Annotated in this window: 17 protein-coding genes and 1 pseudogene; 10 read left to right on the forward strand and 8 right to left on the reverse strand. The window is 68.0% G+C overall.

Annotated features, from left to right (window positions below; all coding sequences use genetic code 11):
• Window positions 1–94: 94 nt before the first annotated feature.
• Complete coding sequence (locus tag ABZU76_RS38310) at window positions 95–946, reverse strand: helix-turn-helix transcriptional regulator (protein WP_354879012.1); 852 nt, start codon at window positions 944–946, stop codon at window positions 95–97.
• 1244 nt (window positions 947–2190) lie between these two features.
• Between ABZU76_RS38310 and ABZU76_RS38315 the strand changes: the two genes are divergently transcribed.
• Window positions 2191–2619 carry a hypothetical protein gene (locus tag ABZU76_RS38315; protein ID WP_354879015.1) on the forward strand — a complete coding sequence of 143 codons (429 nt, stop codon included), beginning with the start codon at window positions 2191–2193 and terminating at the stop codon, window positions 2617–2619.
• 54 nt (window positions 2620–2673) lie between these two features.
• Here ABZU76_RS38315 and ABZU76_RS38320 read toward each other — a convergent pair whose 3' ends face one another.
• Together ABZU76_RS38320 and ABZU76_RS38325 are read right to left on the reverse strand one after the other, a co-directional pair.
• Complete coding sequence (locus tag ABZU76_RS38320) at window positions 2674–2808, reverse strand: hypothetical protein (protein WP_354879018.1); 135 nt, start codon at window positions 2806–2808, stop codon at window positions 2674–2676.
• A gap of 80 nt (window positions 2809–2888) precedes the next feature.
• The gene (locus ABZU76_RS38325; protein WP_354879021.1) at window positions 2889–3215 is read right to left on the reverse strand and encodes an NAD-dependent epimerase/dehydratase family protein; all 327 of its coding nucleotides are present in this window, start codon (window positions 3213–3215) and stop codon (window positions 2889–2891) included.
• Between ABZU76_RS38325 and ABZU76_RS38330 the strand changes: the two genes are divergently transcribed.
• A complete protein-coding gene (locus tag ABZU76_RS38330) occupies window positions 3167–3586 on the forward strand; it encodes a hypothetical protein (RefSeq protein WP_354879259.1) in 420 nt (139 codons plus the stop codon). The two genes, ABZU76_RS38325 and ABZU76_RS38330, sit on opposite strands and share 49 nt — an antisense overlap.
• 148 nt (window positions 3587–3734) lie before the next feature.
• On the opposite strand, the gene ABZU76_RS38335 is transcribed toward ABZU76_RS38330, so the two are convergent.
• Both ABZU76_RS38335 and ABZU76_RS38340 read right to left on the reverse strand, forming a co-directional pair.
• Entirely contained in the window at window positions 3735–4070 is a 336-nt protein-coding gene (locus ABZU76_RS38335; RefSeq protein ID WP_354879024.1) for a hypothetical protein, read from the reverse strand.
• 414 nt (window positions 4071–4484) lie between these two features.
• On the reverse strand, window positions 4485–5570 hold the full coding sequence (locus ABZU76_RS38340; RefSeq protein WP_354879027.1) for a helix-turn-helix domain-containing protein: 1086 nt from the start codon (window positions 5568–5570) through the stop codon (window positions 4485–4487).
• A 903-nt stretch (window positions 5571–6473) separates the two neighbouring features.
• Here ABZU76_RS38340 and ABZU76_RS38345 point away from each other — a divergent pair.
• The 8 genes and pseudogenes from ABZU76_RS38345 to ABZU76_RS38380 all read left to right on the forward strand — a co-directional run bounded on the left by ABZU76_RS38345 (window position 6474) and on the right by ABZU76_RS38380 (window position 12017).
• Window positions 6474–7052, forward strand: coding sequence for a YceI family protein (locus tag ABZU76_RS38345; RefSeq protein WP_354879030.1), 579 nt, complete (start codon window positions 6474–6476; stop codon window positions 7050–7052).
• 1239 nt (window positions 7053–8291) lie between these two features.
• Window positions 8292–8438 (forward strand): hypothetical protein, encoded by a 147-nt coding sequence (locus ABZU76_RS38350; protein WP_354879261.1) that lies wholly within the window; start codon window positions 8292–8294, stop codon window positions 8436–8438.
• A pseudogene (locus ABZU76_RS38355) lies at window positions 8423–8766 on the forward strand (transposase); the annotation flags it as partial. The gene ABZU76_RS38350 and the pseudogene ABZU76_RS38355, both read left to right, overlap by 16 nt.
• Window position 8767: 1 nt before the next feature.
• Entirely contained in the window at window positions 8768–8950 is a 183-nt protein-coding gene (locus tag ABZU76_RS38360; protein WP_354879264.1) for a hypothetical protein, read from the forward strand.
• Window positions 8951–9087: 137 nt separating this feature from the next.
• Entirely contained in the window at window positions 9088–9852 is a 765-nt protein-coding gene (locus ABZU76_RS38365) for an acetoacetate decarboxylase family protein (protein ID WP_354879033.1), read from the forward strand.
• On the forward strand, window positions 9849–10574 hold the full coding sequence (locus tag ABZU76_RS38370; RefSeq protein ID WP_354879036.1) for an SDR family NAD(P)-dependent oxidoreductase: 726 nt from the start codon (window positions 9849–9851) through the stop codon (window positions 10572–10574). Before ABZU76_RS38365 ends, ABZU76_RS38370 begins: the two co-directional genes overlap by 4 nt.
• Window positions 10575–10586: 12 nt before the next feature.
• Window positions 10587–11297 carry an SDR family oxidoreductase gene (locus ABZU76_RS38375; protein WP_354879039.1) on the forward strand — a complete coding sequence of 237 codons (711 nt, stop codon included), beginning with the start codon at window positions 10587–10589 and terminating at the stop codon, window positions 11295–11297.
• A gap of 36 nt (window positions 11298–11333) precedes the next feature.
• The gene (locus ABZU76_RS38380; RefSeq protein WP_354879042.1) at window positions 11334–12017 is read left to right on the forward strand and encodes a GntR family transcriptional regulator; all 684 of its coding nucleotides are present in this window, start codon (window positions 11334–11336) and stop codon (window positions 12015–12017) included.
• A gap of 64 nt (window positions 12018–12081) precedes the next feature.
• Here the strand turns inward: ABZU76_RS38380 and ABZU76_RS38385 are convergent, their stop codons facing one another.
• From ABZU76_RS38385 to ABZU76_RS38395, 3 genes are read right to left on the reverse strand one after another with little or no spacing between them, the layout of a single operon-like run.
• Window positions 12082–13293 (reverse strand): alpha-hydroxy acid oxidase, encoded by a 1212-nt coding sequence (locus tag ABZU76_RS38385; RefSeq protein WP_354879045.1) that lies wholly within the window; start codon window positions 13291–13293, stop codon window positions 12082–12084.
• On the reverse strand, window positions 13290–14132 hold the full coding sequence (locus tag ABZU76_RS38390) for a fumarylacetoacetate hydrolase family protein (protein WP_354879048.1): 843 nt from the start codon (window positions 14130–14132) through the stop codon (window positions 13290–13292). The genes ABZU76_RS38385 and ABZU76_RS38390 overlap by 4 nt, the downstream gene beginning before the upstream one ends.
• A 14-nt stretch (window positions 14133–14146) precedes the next feature.
• Window positions 14147–15454: an MFS transporter gene (locus tag ABZU76_RS38395; protein WP_354879051.1), complete on the reverse strand. Its 1308-nt coding sequence runs from the start codon at window positions 15452–15454 to the stop codon at window positions 14147–14149.
• Window positions 15455–15546: the final 92 nt, after the last annotated feature.

Genomic DNA, 15546 nt, shown 5'->3' on the forward strand with positions numbered 1-15546 from the left:
CGGCCCTCCAACCGCGGTGCTGCCACGAAGTGAAGAAGCGGCCCATCAGACCCCTTGCGTCGGCTCCCGTCTTTTATTCAGAGAGACACGCTTATCATCTCGGCGAGGTGGTGGTTGCTCGGGTGTCGACCAGCTGACGCAACCGCGCGGGGGCGTTTTTGGTCCGTACGGGTGTGTAGATCACCAGGTGCAGGTCGGAATGACCTGAGGGAACCAGGCTGTGTTGTTCCAGGTGCAGGTCGCCGATGACGGGGTGGCGGAACAAGCGCTCCCGGGAGGTCAGTGCTTCGATGCCGTGGCTTTCCCAGGCGGCGCGGAACGTTTCGCTGGCATTGAGGAGTCGTCCGACGAGGTGGGAGAAGGGCGGGTCGGCGAGCCGGGATCCGGCCTCGGCCCGGAATGCGGCGACGTTGTGGCGGCTGATGAATTCCCAGTCGGGCAGCAGCTCGCGCAGGTACGGGTCGGTGAACAGCAGCCACAGCAGGTTCCGGTCCGCCGCCGCGACGGTCGCCACGTCCGGGTACAGCGCCAAGCAGGCGGTGTTCCATGCAGATATCCACCAATCCGAGGTGATCGCGTACGCCGGGTAGCCAGCGAGCGCGTCGAGAAACTGCTGCACGTGGGCCGGGACGGCGTGGTGGATCGGCTCGGCAGCGAGTTGGGGGGCGGCATACCCGGCCAGCGACAGGACGTACGTATGCTCGGCGGCGGACAGTCGCATGGTCCGCGCGAGCGCATCGAGCACCTGCCGAGAGGGTGTGATGTCGCGGCCCTGTTCGAGCCAGGTGTACCAGGTGATGCTCACCCCCGACAGGTGGGAGACCTCCTCGCGGCGCAGCCCCGATGTCCTTCTCCGCCCGGCCGGGGGCAGGCCTAGTTCGGCGCGCACCAGCTGTCCGCGCCGGACCCTGAAAAAGTCGCCGATCATGGCGATGTTGCGCGTCACCACTCACGCCTCCCCCACCAGGCCGTGCCTGTGGATGTCCCCGGAGCCTCAGGACAGTGGCGGGGATCAGGCTCTCGGCTTGGTCGTGGGCGGCTCATGCCGCGTAGCGGGTTGCCAGCTCTCGGAACTGCTTGAGCCAGTTCAGCCCGGTGCAGCCTTCGGATCTCCGCCCGGTCCTCCACACTCAGCACCTCCTGATCACGGAGCGGGTCGAACTTCGCTCTCAGTTCTTCAGCCGCCGCCCATCCAGCCCCGGCAACGCGGTTGACCCTTGTTCACACAAGCGCCGACCGCGCCCGTGGAAGACCCTGGTCACATCCCTGGGGAACGCGACCAGGGACACAGACGTGGGAGGCACGGCAAAGGCACATCCTCAGTGGCGCTGTGATCGCGGCAGTCGCATCGAGGCAGCAACAAGGCTCCGCGTCCTCACACGCAAGATCGCCGGTGCCGGTATCGAACTTGAATGCGGGCTCGACCGGCTACGACGTTGCATTGGCCCACTCACTCTAGATCGTCAAACTGTCCAAGATCATCAGTACACCTCACAGTGCCGTAGCTCCAGGGTGCTCTGGCCCCGCGTCCCAAGGAGGTGACCGGGGACTTCCGCTGGCGCAATCGGGCGCTTGGCCGGGCAACAGAGGGTCCGTGCCGGTGGCTAGCCCGGCGTTTCGCCGGGATTCGGCGACGCGACGTGTTGAAACGTAGAGGGTGCTGCTGTGCCAGCACGTTCGGCCGCACGTTCGACGGGCTCACCGCCGAGCGTTGTGTGATCGCCGCCGGGATCTACCGTCGGCCCGATGGCTGGAAGTTGAGGGCGGTATCGCAGCGCTGTGACGACCTGGCCTGACTGTGCTTGAGCGTGGCTGTGGCTAGGGTGAGCCGGTCCGCTGGCAGTTGAGGCGCGCCGAGCGCGGTGGCTGCGGTACGGGCTCGTACCTTCGGGGCGACCTCGGTGCCCAGGAGCTTGATGGAGCGCAGCACTTCCTGCTGGGGGATCCCCCCCCGCGGTGTCCAGCTACGGGATCTGCCGGCTGTAACCGAGTACGCGGTGGAGGGCGATGAGCCGGTCGGCGACCTCGCTCGGGTCACCGACCCGTGGGCAAGGACTCCTGCGCTGATAAGCGTCTCGACGACCTGCACGTGGTCGCGGTCGGGCAACGGAATGGGTTCGTGGCGGTCGATGACGGCTTTACGACCGGACCAGGGTCCAGCTGCTCGCCGGCTGGACCGCGATCGACCGGATGCGCCCCGGCAGACCCGTGGTGGTGCACGAGGACGGCACCTCGCTGTGGACGCTGATGCACACGCGGGACTTCGCACGGGCGTTCGTGCCGCTGCTGGGCAACGGGCACGCGGTCGGCGAGAGCGTGAACGTGGACTCCGGCAACATCCTGACCTGGGACCAGATCCGCCTCATCCTGGCCAATGCCGCCGGCGTGCGGAAGCCGGTGCTGCGGCACCGGTCGAGCGAGTCCATCGCCGAGGTCCTGCCGCCCTGGCGGGACATCCTGGAGGACGACTTCTGGCACTCCGTGTGCTTCGACACCGGCAAGCTGCGCACTCTGGTGCCGGGGTTCGCGCCCGCAGCGTCCTTCGCCCAGTGCGCGCAGGAGCTGATCGACCACCACGACCGTGCGCGGGCCAGGTCGGGGCGAGCAGGACGTGGCTGAGCAGCCCGATCCGGCTCGTCGCGCCGGCGGTGGATGCGAGCGCGACGGTGTCGCTCACACCGGGTAGGCGTACCGGCCGACGGTGCCGAGCGTGGAGAACCCGGCCTCCCCAGCCCTGGCCGCCCACTGCGGGATGCTGGCTGGGTCGAGGTTGCGGACCTGGTTCGGAAGTCCGATTCCGATTTTCACCGACAGTTTCTCCTTGATCTCATACACACGAACAGAGACGGGGCGATACGGCCGGGGAGACGATGGTCATCCCAATTCGGCTAGGTGTGTCCCGGCCGGACGATCGTGAGCGGGAAACCGCTGACGCGGAACGCCTCCTCCAGCAACACCTCGCAGGCGACCTTGTCCCGGGCGTAGCGGTCGACCGGTTTCCGGCGTGGCGTCGACTCGGTGACTAGCAACTGCGGCACCGGCCGGGTGTACACCGAGACGGAGCTTATGAACACGTACTGCCCGACCCGGTCACCGAACACCGCCGGATGTGCGCGGATTTGCGGTCGAGCAGATGAATCGCCCGACTGAGGCCTAGGTAGGGATTGTGGCGGCTCGCTTCGAGTTCCGCGTCGGCGATCCGGGTCAGCTGCCATCGGTCGCGTCGAGTGACATCCAGTCGGTGAACAGCAAGACGCCGTACCACGCCTGGCTCCGTGAGCATTCGGGACAGATCGTCGAGCGTGTCGGCGCGCATCTCCAGCCCGAGCACACCGCGTTCGCCATGGGCGTCGAAGGCTGCCCGCTCGTCCTGCCAACGGCGTCCAGAGCGGGGCGGACGGCCTGCGTCGCAGCATTGAGCGCGAGCACCGACACCACGCCCGTTCGGGGCGGCGCAGGCGCACAGAGCTTCGACCCTCGGTGCCGGATCGGACAGATACATCAATACGCCGTGACACAACACCGCGTCGAACGGTCGACCGCCGGTCATCGACGACCCGTCCTCACTGCGCCCATGTACCAGTAGCGCCGAGGCGGAATCGTGGACTCTACTGTCCACAAGCACGGAACGCCCGTGCACGAGCTTTCCGGCCGTGGTGCAGTGTGATGACCGGGACCGGGGAAGGACACTGGCGGCGACCCGTCCGGCGTCGCGACGCACTACACCGATCCCTCTACACCATCAAGCTTCCCGGCCCCCGGGTGATCTGCTCGACCACACCGTTGAGATCGACGCCAGCCGCGAGGACGCGCGTGCCGCGCTCTACGTGGACGGATGGGAGCAGGCGACGATCGACGTGCCGGGCTCCTTTCACGTCCCCGGCGGGGTGATCGAGCTCTCCGTCGGTCTGCACGGAATGCAGCGCATCCACCTGGTCGGTGACGACGGCGCGGAACCGCGTCTCGCGCCCGTGGCTGGCACCCTCGAGGACCATCCCCGGCTGAGCCAGCGCATCGGGTGCCTGCCGATCGCGACCCTGGCCATCAACCTCGTCCCGGCCGTCCCTCAAGCCCTCGAGTTCCTCACCATCCGGGCCGAATCGCCCCGATCTTCGGGACCTTCACCTCTCCGATCGCTCTCCCGCTCGGGCTCACCATCGCCCTGGCCCTGGCCCTGGCCCTGGCCCTGGCCCTTGCCGGCGCCTTCGCCGACGTAGAGCGGGCGGCGCACGCGCGGCGCAACCGCCTGCTCGACACTTCGAGACATCGTGGACGGGTCTCTGACACCAGATTCGCAGGTACCGCCCAGCCGCCGTCGACCCCGCGGGCGGTGTCCTCGTGCTGCCGGCCGGGCACCTGCACGACACCGTCGATGCTCATGAATCGCTGACGATGACGTGCGCCGATTGCTCCTCGTCAGGTCCCTTCGGAGAAAGGGCGGAAAGTTGACCGGGTCCGCGGGCGGAACTCATCGCTCTACACTCTCACGCCCGGCGGAATGCCGGCGGTCGGCCGACCTCGCCTGCCAGCCGAAGCTCCGACGGTGGCAATCCGAGATGCTGTCTGATCACTCTCGAGAAGTGCGCCGGGTCCGTGAAGCCCCACCTCGAGCCGATCGCGCCGACCGGGACGGAGCTGAGTCGCTCGTCGAGCAGGTCGTGCCGGCATCGGTCGATGCGGCGCATCCGGATCCACTCCCTGACGGTCGTACCCGTGCTCTCGAACAACTTCTGTACGTAGCGCACCGACACGTGGTGCTCCGCGGCGACGCGGGCCGTGGACAGGTCACTCTCGCCGAGATGGTTGTCGATGAAGCGTTGCACCCGAAACAGCATGGCCGTCCGGTGCGCATTGGCCGGCGGGCGAGGCGAACCTGCCGTCTCGGCACAGATCGCATCGACGAGGTTCACGACAGCGTCGGCCAGATAGACCGACGGCTCGAGTTCACCCGCCGCCGATTGGCCGACGAGCGAGGTGGTCATCGACGCCAGGACCGCACCGGTGCCGCTCCGACCGGAGATCGTGCGCGCGGTGAGTCGGCTGAACTCGAATGTCCGGGTGTTCAGCGAGTCGCGGGGCAGCATCACGACCAGCACCAGGAAGTCGTCGATGAAGCGCAGGGTGTAGGGCCGCGACGCGTCGTTGAGAACCATGTCGCCAGGTGCCAGAACGGCCTCGCGCCCGTCCTGGGCGACGAGGCCGTGCCCGTGGACCTGCATGCTCATCTTGACCAGGCCGCGGTCCTCACGACGGATCATGCGGGGCGTCCGGCTGACCGTCACGGGGGAGCCGGCCACGCACGCGAGCGACACGTCGCCGAACCGGTGGGCGCTCAGCCGACCGGCGAAGCCGCCCGCGACGTCGACGCGCGCGTCGCCCGGCACGAACGCCGACGATACCGCGTGCCGCCAGGCATCGAAGCCGACCGAAGGTTCACGCTCCGCCGCGGGCGCGGTCGCGGCAACACATTGCACTCGGGCCCCTCCTCTGTTCATCGAAATCCGCTCGTGCTCTTTGCCTTGCCATGCACCCAACGATCCATTACGCATGACGGGCTGCGAAGACAGCATCGCCGCTAGTAGTGGCACCACCAGCCGCGCGAGGCGGTCGTCGTCGTCCGGGAGACAAAACGAGCTGTCGAGATCACGCGACCCGTGCGGGGGCCAGGAGCAGGTGCTCCTCAGAGCCGCGCGGAACTGATGTCGAGCTCGCTGAAGACCTTGTGCAGTTGCCACTCCACGGTTCGTGGAAATCGTTCTGGGAAAGCCGGTGAACGCGAGCACGTCCGGGCGGGTGCTGTCGAGGCCGGCGCCGCCGGCTGCAGACGATGTTCGCTGAGCCCGGCTATAGTACGGTGGGGATCGCTAGCCCTTGACGTCCTTGCAGACCTAAGCGATGAGCGCGTCCCCTGTTCCGGTGCGGTGATCCACAAGGTGGAGCACGAGCTCGGGATGGCGCAGCCTATTGAGCGGCCGGCGCCGACCTTTCTCCAGTCGACGCGCAGTCGAGCGAATTGACGCCGTCGATTTCTTTCACGCTAAGGAGAAACTCTTGAGTCATCCGCGGTTGAGATGATCCCTCCCTCCTTTCGTTTTCTACTGCTGGATTCACTTGACGAGAATATTGAACATGTCTTCCGGTCGGGTGTTGACTTAAATTCAGAATCGGTGCGCTTCCGATGCTTTTACATTCAACGATTTGCCCAGCGTTTCCCTCAATCGCCCGGCCATCGCTGAACCGTGCCGGGGCCGGAGGGTGTCGTTTTTCGAATGGGTGTTCGCGGGTGCACCCACGCCCGCGAACACCCACGCCCGCGTTAGACCCTCCCTGTTCGGCCCATGGTTCCCTCCAGGTAATCGGGGAACGAAAAAGTGCCTACTTGCGCCTCCTGCGGCTCGCAGTGCAGAGTGAAGTTCTTCCAACGGGACGTAGAAGAATAGAAGTATGAGCCTTACTTATTAGGAGTCTGTTTTATGGCTGAAGTTGTCGAGATTCCGGGATACGTGGCAGGCGCCTGGGCTATCGACCCGGTACACTCTACCGTCTCGTTCATTATCAGGCATCTGATGGTAAGTAAGGTGCGCGGCGGTTTTGGGTCTCTTGAGGGCGAGATCGTCACCGGGGTGGATCCCCTGGATTCCAGCGTGACCGCGGCCATCGACATGACGTTGATCAACACCAACAACCGGCAGCGTGACGAGCACATCAGGTCCGCTGACTTCTTCGAGGTCGAGAAGTACCCGACTTCGACATTCCGTTCGACCGCCGTCCGTCGCGACGGCGAGGATTTCTTCCTTGACGGCGAGTTGACAATCAAGGCCGTGACTCGCCCCGTCACGTTCAAGCTGGAGGTAGACGGGTTCGCGCCCGACGCTCACCGGAAGGACCCCATGGCGGGCGCGCGTGCCGGATTCAGCGCGACCACCGAGCTCAATCGATCAGATTTTGATGTCTCTTTCAACAGCCCCATCCCTGGGGGTGGCGTCGCCCTTTCCGAGAAGGTGCAGATCACGGTGGAGATCGAGGCTGCCCTGACGTCCCGCGTCCGCTGATCCCAGAGGCCGTGGACGACGACGGTGATCGCCTCGCACTCCTCTTAAACGAAGAATTCGCAGACGTGGTCGGCGGTGTACTCCTTCCCGAGTACGAAAGCGCTCACGGGGGACCTCGAGGCGAAGGTCTACTGGATTGATCTGTACAGCGCCAGGCAGGAGACTGCGTCGGCGCTAGACACTGGGATGGCCGACGAGCTCCGGAGGGTTGTCGAGGAGTTGTCTAGTTACGAAGGTGAAGCCCTGGCACTTATCATGCTCCGAAGCTTCGGATTCGGTTACATGGTGTGGGTGAGCGAAGATCTATCTTCCGTGGCTTCATGCATTCGCGTAGGTGATAAAAGAACCCGTGAATAGTGGCGATCCGCGGGTCCGGCTCTGGTGGGTTGGTCCACGCGATTTCTCGGCGGTCATGTGTGCGCCAATGCAAATCTGAAGCCCAGCCGGCACGGTCCGGCAGGGCCTCGCGGGCGCTTGACGGCAACGCTAACGGCAACGGCAGCGGACAAAGGCAGCTTGCGTGAGGGTACTGGCGCGGAGTCCAAGGCCTGGGCGGCGCAGGCTACCGCCGGTGACTCTGCGCTACACTTATGGCATGATCTCCCGAAACTTGGGAGATCTCCCATGCGAGGGGGTTCAAGTCCCCCCTCGGACACTCAATTACCCCATAGAGCCGGATCGTCTCCTCCGTGACCTCTCGCTGCCAGCGCAGCGACGTGTCGCGATCTTGGCAACGCCAGCCATACTGCTCCTCGCCGTCGATCATCACCGGGCAAGGCGGGAACGCGACCGTCCTGCACCCCATGACGCGAGACCAGCCGATCTGCACTCGAACGGCCGCGCCCGTGGCGGAGTGCGCAGCCTTCTCAATAGGGACGACGTCTTGCTGCTGGGCGTCTCAGATTTGCCGGAGGTTGCCGAAAACGAATTCGGCTATTTTCGCGAGTCCGCCGCAGCGGTCGTTGTCCCAGTAGCTGGCGCGCAGGTTCCTGCCTTGGATGTCGGAGGTGAGCATTTGCTCGTCGGTGACTTGGATAGAGACGGAGCACTCGTCCATGTACCGGAACACGTGATAGACGACTGCAGGGGTGCCGCGGGCGGCAGCGCCGGAGCGGGGCGCCGACCCGGCCGACGGAGTGGCCGGGTCGGCGGTTATCGCCGCCGAGGCTCGCGGTCGTAGTACACGGTCATGGTGAGGTTGTCCTCGCCGCTGGTGACTTCCGAGGTGAAGGTGATGTCGTGGACTTGGACGTCGCCGAGGTCTTCGACTGTGTCGGCGACTCGTCGCAGCAGCCATGCGACGTCGCCTTGTCCTGGCCCCTCCGGGTTGCTCTGGGAGAAGTGGAGCGCACGCCACTGGTCACGCGGGTCAGTACGTCACCGTGATCATCGACCTCACCCCGGTACGCGAGAGCACCGGTCCGGCACGGCTGCTGGACATGGTCGAGGGACGTTCCAAACAGGCCTTCAAGACCTGGCTGGCCGAACACGACGGCGGTTGGCGTGACGCCGTAGAGGTGGTGGCGATGGACGGGTTCACCGGCTTCAAGACCGCCGCAGCCGAGGGGTTCCCGACGCGACGGCTGTGATGGATCCCTTCCACGTGGTCCGGCTGGCCGGCGACGCGCTGGACCGCTGCCGACGCCGGGTCCAGCTCGCGATCCACGGCCACCGCGGCCGCACTGATGACCCGCTCCACAAGTCTCGTCGCACCCGTGCCGATCGACCGCGAAGAGCTGAGAAAGTTCCCGGGCCTCGACGACATCTCCATCCCGGCCAGCTATCCGCTGACCCTCGCTCAGGTGAAGAAGGCCCGCCACCACGCGGCCGAACCCACCGACACTCTGCCCTTCGCCGACACCCGTGTCTCGTACTTCCGCTCCGAGTTCGCCGACTGACCTGCATGCAGTGAGCTGTCGCGGCGGAACGCTGGCCATCCACTACTGAGCAGCAACAATCACAAACCACTCGTCTTGACACTTGATGCATGCTGCATGCAGGATGACCCGAATTGTTTCGACGAGGAGGCACATCGATGTTCGGTCGGTTCGACATGCATCCCGGTGGCGGCGTGAACCCGCCTTACTCGCCGGCGTATCCGCTGGAGTGGGAGACGGGGATCCACACCGTCGAGGTGGTCACGCGCGTCGACCGCGGGAAGGTCGCGAAGCTGCTCGCGGATACCGGGTTCGAAGTGGTCAACGACCGCGTAGCGTTCCGGTTCATGCTCTCGCCCGGGCACACACTGTCGCTGCACCGGGGGCGGATGTTCGACCTGATGGTGACCGTCCCGGTGCGCTACCGCGACCTCTACACCCAGACTCACCTCTACATGTACTGCAGCGACCCGATGGGCCTCGCCGCCGGGCGGGAGCTGTTCGGGTACACCAAGAAGGACTGTGACTTCGAGTTCTTCGAGGCCGAGGACGGCAGCGTCACCGGGTCCGTCACACGCCGCTCGATCCCGCTGGCCGCGTTCGCGTTCACGCCCGATCCGGCCGCGCCGCTCGTGCGGCTCACCGACGACGAGGAGCAGCCCGGCGGAGAGCTGCACGTCAGACGCCTGCCCGACCCGTCCGGCGTCGGGGTTTCCTACGCCGACGTCGTCTACCGCCGCACCCCGATCGAGAACTCCGAGCCGATCCGGGGACGTGTCGACCTGAAGCTGCTGCCGTCGCGGTTCGACCCGCTGACGGAGCTGGAACCGGAGGTCCTCAGCGCGCAGTCGATGAAAACCCCGGTCTACGGCGGCGGGTTCGCCGTCGAAGACCGGCGGCTGATCGAGCGCCGCATCCCGTGACCGCGGCCATCGTCACGGGCGGCGCCGGCGAGATCGGAGCCGCGGTCGGCCGGCGCCTCGCCCGTGACGGCTGGACGGTCGTCGTCGTGGACCGCGCCGGCGACGTCGCCGCCCGCGTCGCTACCGAGATCGGGGGTGAGGCGCGCCAAGTGGACACGACCGACCGCGAGCAGGTCGAGGCTCTCGTCCGCGACGTCGTCGACCGGCACGGGCTCGGCGCGCTGGTCAACAACGCCGGCATCGAGGGCGCCGTGCGGCCGCTCGGCGACTACCCCGAGGACGTGTTCGAAGGCGTCATGCGCACGAACGTCCACAGTGTCTTCCTCGGCCTGCGCGCCGCCTTGCCCCACTTGATGGAGCGGGGTTCCGGCGTGATCGTCAACGTCGCGTCGACGTCCGGTATCCGCGGCCGCGCGAACCTCGCGGGCTACGTGGCGAGCAAACACGCCGTCGTCGGGCTCACGAAGGTGGCGGCGCTGGAGGTCGCGGGCACCGGCGTCCGCGTCAACGCGGTGCTGCCCGGACCCATCGAAACCCGCATGATCCGTGCCATCAACGACGGCACGCACGCACTGGCCGGCGCTGAGGTGGCACGCGCCGCGACTGTGCCGTATGGCCGGGTCGAAGACGTCGCGGCGGCTGTCGCCCACCTCGTCTCGCCGGATGCGCGCCACCTCAACGGTGCGGAGTACGTCGTCGACGGTGGCAGCACCGTCGCGTGAGGAGGACGTGAGATGACCGTCGCGATCGTCACGGGTGGCGCGTCCGGGATCGGCGCCGCGGTGGCCGAACGGCTCACCGCCGACGGGATGACGGTCGTGGCCGCCGACCTCGTGCCGCCGCGCCCTGGTATCCACCACGAGCGGGTCGACGTCACCGACGAATCCGAAGTGGACGCGCTCGTCGATGCCGTCGTGCGCACGCACGGCGGCATCGACTGTCTCGTGCACGCCGCGGGAATCGGGCGGGTGGCGCCGTTCCTCGAGACGTCGGCCGAGTTGTTCGACCTAGTGGTGGGCACCAATCTCCGCGGCACGTTCCTGGTCGGCCGCGCGTGCGCCCGGGTGATGGCTGCGCGGGGCGGGGGCGTGATCGTGAACATCGGCAGCGCTTCGGGCGTGCGCGGCAACGCGGGACGCGCCGCGTATGGCGCGGCGAAGGGCGGCGTGGTGACGCTGAGCCAGGTGATGGCCGTCGAGCTCGCGGCGCACGGGATCCGCGTGAACGTCGTGGCGCCGGGCCCGATCGAGACGCCGCTGGCGGCCACGCAGCACAGCCCGGACGTCCGCCAGGCGTGGGAGCAGGTCGTGCCGATGCGGCGCTACGGCCGTGCGGAAGACGTGGCGAGCGCTGTCGCGTACCTGTGTTCGCCCGAAGCCGCGTACGTCACCGGCAGCGTGTTCGCCGTCGACGGCGGGTTCGCGGGAGCCGGGATCCTGACGTGAGCCGGCGGCGTATGCTGCATGCAAGGAACAGGGAGGGTGGACGTGGTCGAACGCGTGCCGAGGCCGAAGTCGCTGACGGAGCTGGCCTACCAGCAGCTGCGCGACGGCATCCTGGAGGGCGGGTTCCCGTCGGGCCGGCGCGTGAGCGTGGTGTCGCTCGCCGCCGAGATGGGGATGAGCCGCAGTCCGGTGCGCGCGGCGATCGAGCGCCTCGCCACCGACGGCCTGATGATCCTCACCGCCGGCGGCGCTCTCGTGCCGACGCCCGGCCGCGGCGACCTGCTCGACGCGCTCGCCGTCCGCGCCCCGCTCGAGGGCCTGGCCGCACGGCTGGCCGCCCCGCAGCTCGCAGACGCCGACGTCGCCGCTCTCGGCGAAATCCACACCGAGTTCGAGGCCGCCGTGGAACGCGGAGACACTCGCGCGGCGCAGAAGGCGGATTTCCAGTTCCACCAGGAAGTCCAGGCGCACTGCGACAACGCGTGCCTCGTCGAACACCTGGAACGCGTGCAGGCGCGGGTCATCCTCGCCACCTACTCGACCGCGTGGAGCTCCAACCAGGTCCAGGCCGTGCCCGAACACGCCCACATCCTCGCCGCCCTCTCCGCCCGCGACGGCGAAGCTGCAGGCCGTGCCGCGACGATCCACCTGGACAACTTGGCCGAACGCGTCCGTCGCGAATGGCGGCGACGTGATCGTGAGGAGTCCCGCTCCGCTTGAGCCACCGGCCAACGAGCCGGCGGTGCGAACCCCCGGGTCTGGGGAGCGCACCGCCGGCTCGAGCTCAGCGCAACCGGACGCGGTCCGGCGTCAGTTCCTTCACCGAGGCGACTCCCAGCAGCTGCATCGTCTGCCGCGCTTCGGCCGTGAGGAGGTCCAGCACCCGCCGGACGCCGGGTTCGCCGCCGGCCATGAGGCCGTAGAGGTAGGCGCGGCCGATGAGGACCGCGGTGGCGCCGAGGCCCACCGCCGCGACCACGTCGGCGCCGGACCGGATGCCGCCGTCGAGGTAGACCTCGGCGCGGTCGCCGACGGCCGCCAGGACCGACGGCAGTTCCTCAAGCGGCACCGGGGCGCGGTCGAGCTGCCGGCCGCCATGGTTGCTGACGACGACGGCGTCGGCGCCGGCATCGACCGCGGCGATCGCGTCGTCGGCCTGCTGCACGCCCTTCACGATCAGCTTGCCCGGCCACGTTTCGCGCAGCCAGGCGACGTCGGCGATCGTGGCCGACGGGTCGAACATGTGGTTCGCCAGGTCCGCGACGGTGCCCTCCCAGTTGCTGAACGACGCGAACTGCAGCGGTTCCGTCGTCAGCAGGTTGAACCACCAATGGGGGCGCAGCGCGCCGTCGAGGAACGTCCGCGCCGTCAAGGAAGGCGGGATCGTCATTCCGTTGTGGACATCACGCAACCGAGTCCCGGCGACGGGGGTGTCGACGGTCAGCACGAGAGCTTCGTACCCGGCTGCTTCTGCGGCGCGCACCAGTTCCCGGCTGCGTTCGCGGTCGCGCCACAGGTACAGCTGGAACCACCGGCGCACCTGCGGCACGGCGGCCGCCAGGTCGGTCGCCGACGTCGTCCCCATGGTGGACAAGGCATACGGCACACTGGCTGCCGCTGCGGCGCGGGCGACGGCGAGCTCACCCTCGTGGTGCATCATGCGCGTGAACCCGGTCGGCGCCAACGCGAGTGGCAACGCCGCGGAAGAACCCAGGATCGTCGCCGAAGTGTCCACCTCGGACACGTCACGCAGCACGCCGGGCCGGAACTCCACGCGGTCGAACGCCGCCCGGTTGCGCGCCATGGACAACTCGGATCCGGCACCGCCGTCGGTGTAGTCGAACACCGCGCGCGGCGTGCGCCGCCGGGCGACGCGCCGCAGGTCGTCGACCGTCGCCGCGCCACCGAGCCGGCGCCGGGATCCGTTGAGCACCACGGGCTTCGGCCGCAAGAGGGGCGCGAGCTCGGCCCAGCGAGGCACCCGTCGCGTGGTCATGCCGTCCCCCCGACGCACCGGTGGGTCATCGTCCCGATGCCCTCGATCGTCGTCACCACCGTGTCGCCGGGCTTGAGGTACCGCGGCGGTTTGCGGCCCATGCCCACGCCGTCCGGGGTGCCGGTGAAGATCACGTCGCCGGGGCCGAGCGGGCAGATCCGCGACAGTTCGGACACCAGCTTCGCGACCGAGTGGATCATCAAGCTGGTGCGGCCTTCCTGCACCGTATCGTCGTTGACCCGGCACGTGAGCAGCAGGTCGTCACGGTCGAGGAGTTCGTCGGGCGTGACGAGCGCGGGCCCGAGCGGGCCGTAGCCGGGGAACGACTTGCCCAGCGAGAACTGCGGCGGCGCGCCCTCCATCTGCACGGCGCGGTCGGAGAAGTCCTGGCCGGCGGTGAGTCCCGCGATGTGGTCCCACGCCTGGTCGGGGGACACGTGGTGCGCCGGCGAGCCGATCACCGCGACCAGTTCGACCTCCCAGTCGACCTCGTCGCCCGAGAGCGCGAGCTCACCGTCGGGGCCCGCGATGCTGCTGGGGAACTTCGTGAACGTCAACGGTCGCCCGGTCGCCGCGGCCAGCCCCGTCTCCTCGGCGTGGCTCACGTAGTTCAACCCGACCGCGAACACCTGCGGCGGGCGTGGAACCGGCGAGAGGAGCGGGCCGCCGGGCTGGTCACCGGTCGGCTGCGCGGTGTCCGTCCACGCGCGGAACTCCGCCCATCTCCCGTACAGGGACTGGGGATCGGGGCCGAACCGGCCCGCGCTGGCCTTGGCGACGTCCGTCCGGCCGTCCGGGGTTTCGAGCACGGCGCGGCCGGCCACGTTGAGCAGTCGCATGGAGAACCTTTCTGCTAGGCGGTGCGGAGATCGGAATGGGCGGTCTCGGGGGCCGCCAACGCGGCGACGAGCGAGACGACCGCCCCGCCGATCACGAAGAACGCGGGTGCGGCGGCGGTGCCGGACCACGAGATCAGGGCCGTCGCGAGGAGCGGCGCGGTACCGCCGAGCAGCGTCACCGGGATGTTGAGGGACAGCGAGAGCCCGGTGTAGCGGACGGTGGTGGGGAACAGTTCGGCGACCACCGCCAGCATCACCGCGGAATGCGGCGCGAACGCCAGGCCCAGCAGGCACAACCCGAGCACGACGACAAGGATGTCGCCGCTGCCGAGCATCAGGAACGCCGGGTACGTCACTGCCAAGAGCGCGACGGTACCGGCGACCATCAGCGGCTTGCGGCCGACGCGGTCGCTCAGCCGGGCGAAGAAGGGGATGAGCGCGCAGTAGAAGGCGAGCGCGACGAGGTTCGCGGCCTGGGCTTCGAACCGGCTGTGGCCCAGGACCTGGCCGAGGTAGGTGGGTGTGTAGACGAACAGGACGTACACGCAGATCGCGGGCGTGACGACCACGCCCATACCGATCACCAGCGAGCGCCACTCCTGCTTGATGCCCGCGAGCACGGGCGCGCGCACGACGTCGGCGTTCGCTCGCGCGGCGGTGAAGTGCGGCGTCTCGTCGAGCCGCAACCGCAGGTAGAGGCCGACGAGCCCGAGCGGCACGCCCACCAGGAACGGCAGGCGCCAGCCCCACGAACTCAGTGCCGCGTCGGACAGGCTCGCGCTGAGGATCGTCGCGACGGCGCCGCCGGTGAACAGGGCGAGCCCGATCGTGAATGTCTGCCAGCCGGTGTAGTAGCCGCGATTGCGGCGGGCCGAGTACTCGGAGATGAAGCTGGTCGCGCCGCCGTACTCGCCGCCGACGGAGATGCCCTGCACCATCCGCGCGAACGTCAGGACCAGCGGCGCGGCCACGCCGATCTGCGCGTACGTGGGCAGCAGCCCGATCACGGTCGTCGACACGGCGATCAGGATCACCGAGACCGCAAGCGGCGTCCGGCGGCCGTGTTTGTCGCCGAGGTGGGAGAAGATCAACGCGCCCAACGGGCGCGCCGCGTAGCTCACCGCGAAGGCGGCGAACGTGAGCAGCAGGCTGGCCGCCGCGTTGCTGCTGGGGAAGAACAACTTCGCGATGACGCTGGCGAAGTAGCCGTACACGACGAAGTCGTAGTACTCGATGAAGTTGCCGATGCAGGCGGCGGTGATCGCCTTCCGCCGCTGCGTGGCCTCGAGCTCGGTCTCCCCCGCGGGGGCGCGCACGGTCATGGCAACCTCCATTGGTTGTCGCGCTGGGTTGCGGATATCCTGCATGCAGGATGCAGGTGTGTCAATCACGCGTCCCGCGGCTTGAGATGGCC

Origin of the sequence: Amycolatopsis sp. NPDC005232, assembly GCF_040607795.1 — a bacterium.
Classification (GTDB): Bacteria; Actinomycetota; Actinomycetes; order Mycobacteriales; family Pseudonocardiaceae; genus Amycolatopsis.

Coding starts and splice junctions, on each gene's coding strand:
- ABZU76_RS38315 (WP_354879015.1), top strand. CDS start 2,191: ATGCGCCCCGGCAGACCCGTGGTGGTGCACGAGGACGGCACCTCGCTG.
- ABZU76_RS38325 (WP_354879021.1), bottom strand. CDS start 3,215: ATGGCAGCTGACCCGGATCGCCGACGCGGAACTCGAAGCGAGCCGCCA.
- ABZU76_RS38340 (WP_354879027.1), bottom strand. CDS start 5,570: ATGCTGTCTTCGCAGCCCGTCATGCGTAATGGATCGTTGGGTGCATGG.
- ABZU76_RS38345 (WP_354879030.1), top strand. CDS start 6,474: ATGGCTGAAGTTGTCGAGATTCCGGGATACGTGGCAGGCGCCTGGGCT.
- ABZU76_RS38365 (WP_354879033.1), top strand. CDS start 9,088: ATGTTCGGTCGGTTCGACATGCATCCCGGTGGCGGCGTGAACCCGCCT.
- ABZU76_RS38375 (WP_354879039.1), top strand. CDS start 10,587: ATGACCGTCGCGATCGTCACGGGTGGCGCGTCCGGGATCGGCGCCGCG.
- ABZU76_RS38385 (WP_354879045.1), bottom strand. CDS start 13,293: ATGACCACGCGACGGGTGCCTCGCTGGGCCGAGCTCGCGCCCCTCTTG.
- ABZU76_RS38390 (WP_354879048.1), bottom strand. CDS start 14,132: ATGCGACTGCTCAACGTGGCCGGCCGCGCCGTGCTCGAAACCCCGGAC.
- ABZU76_RS38395 (WP_354879051.1), bottom strand. CDS start 15,454: ATGACCGTGCGCGCCCCCGCGGGGGAGACCGAGCTCGAGGCCACGCAG.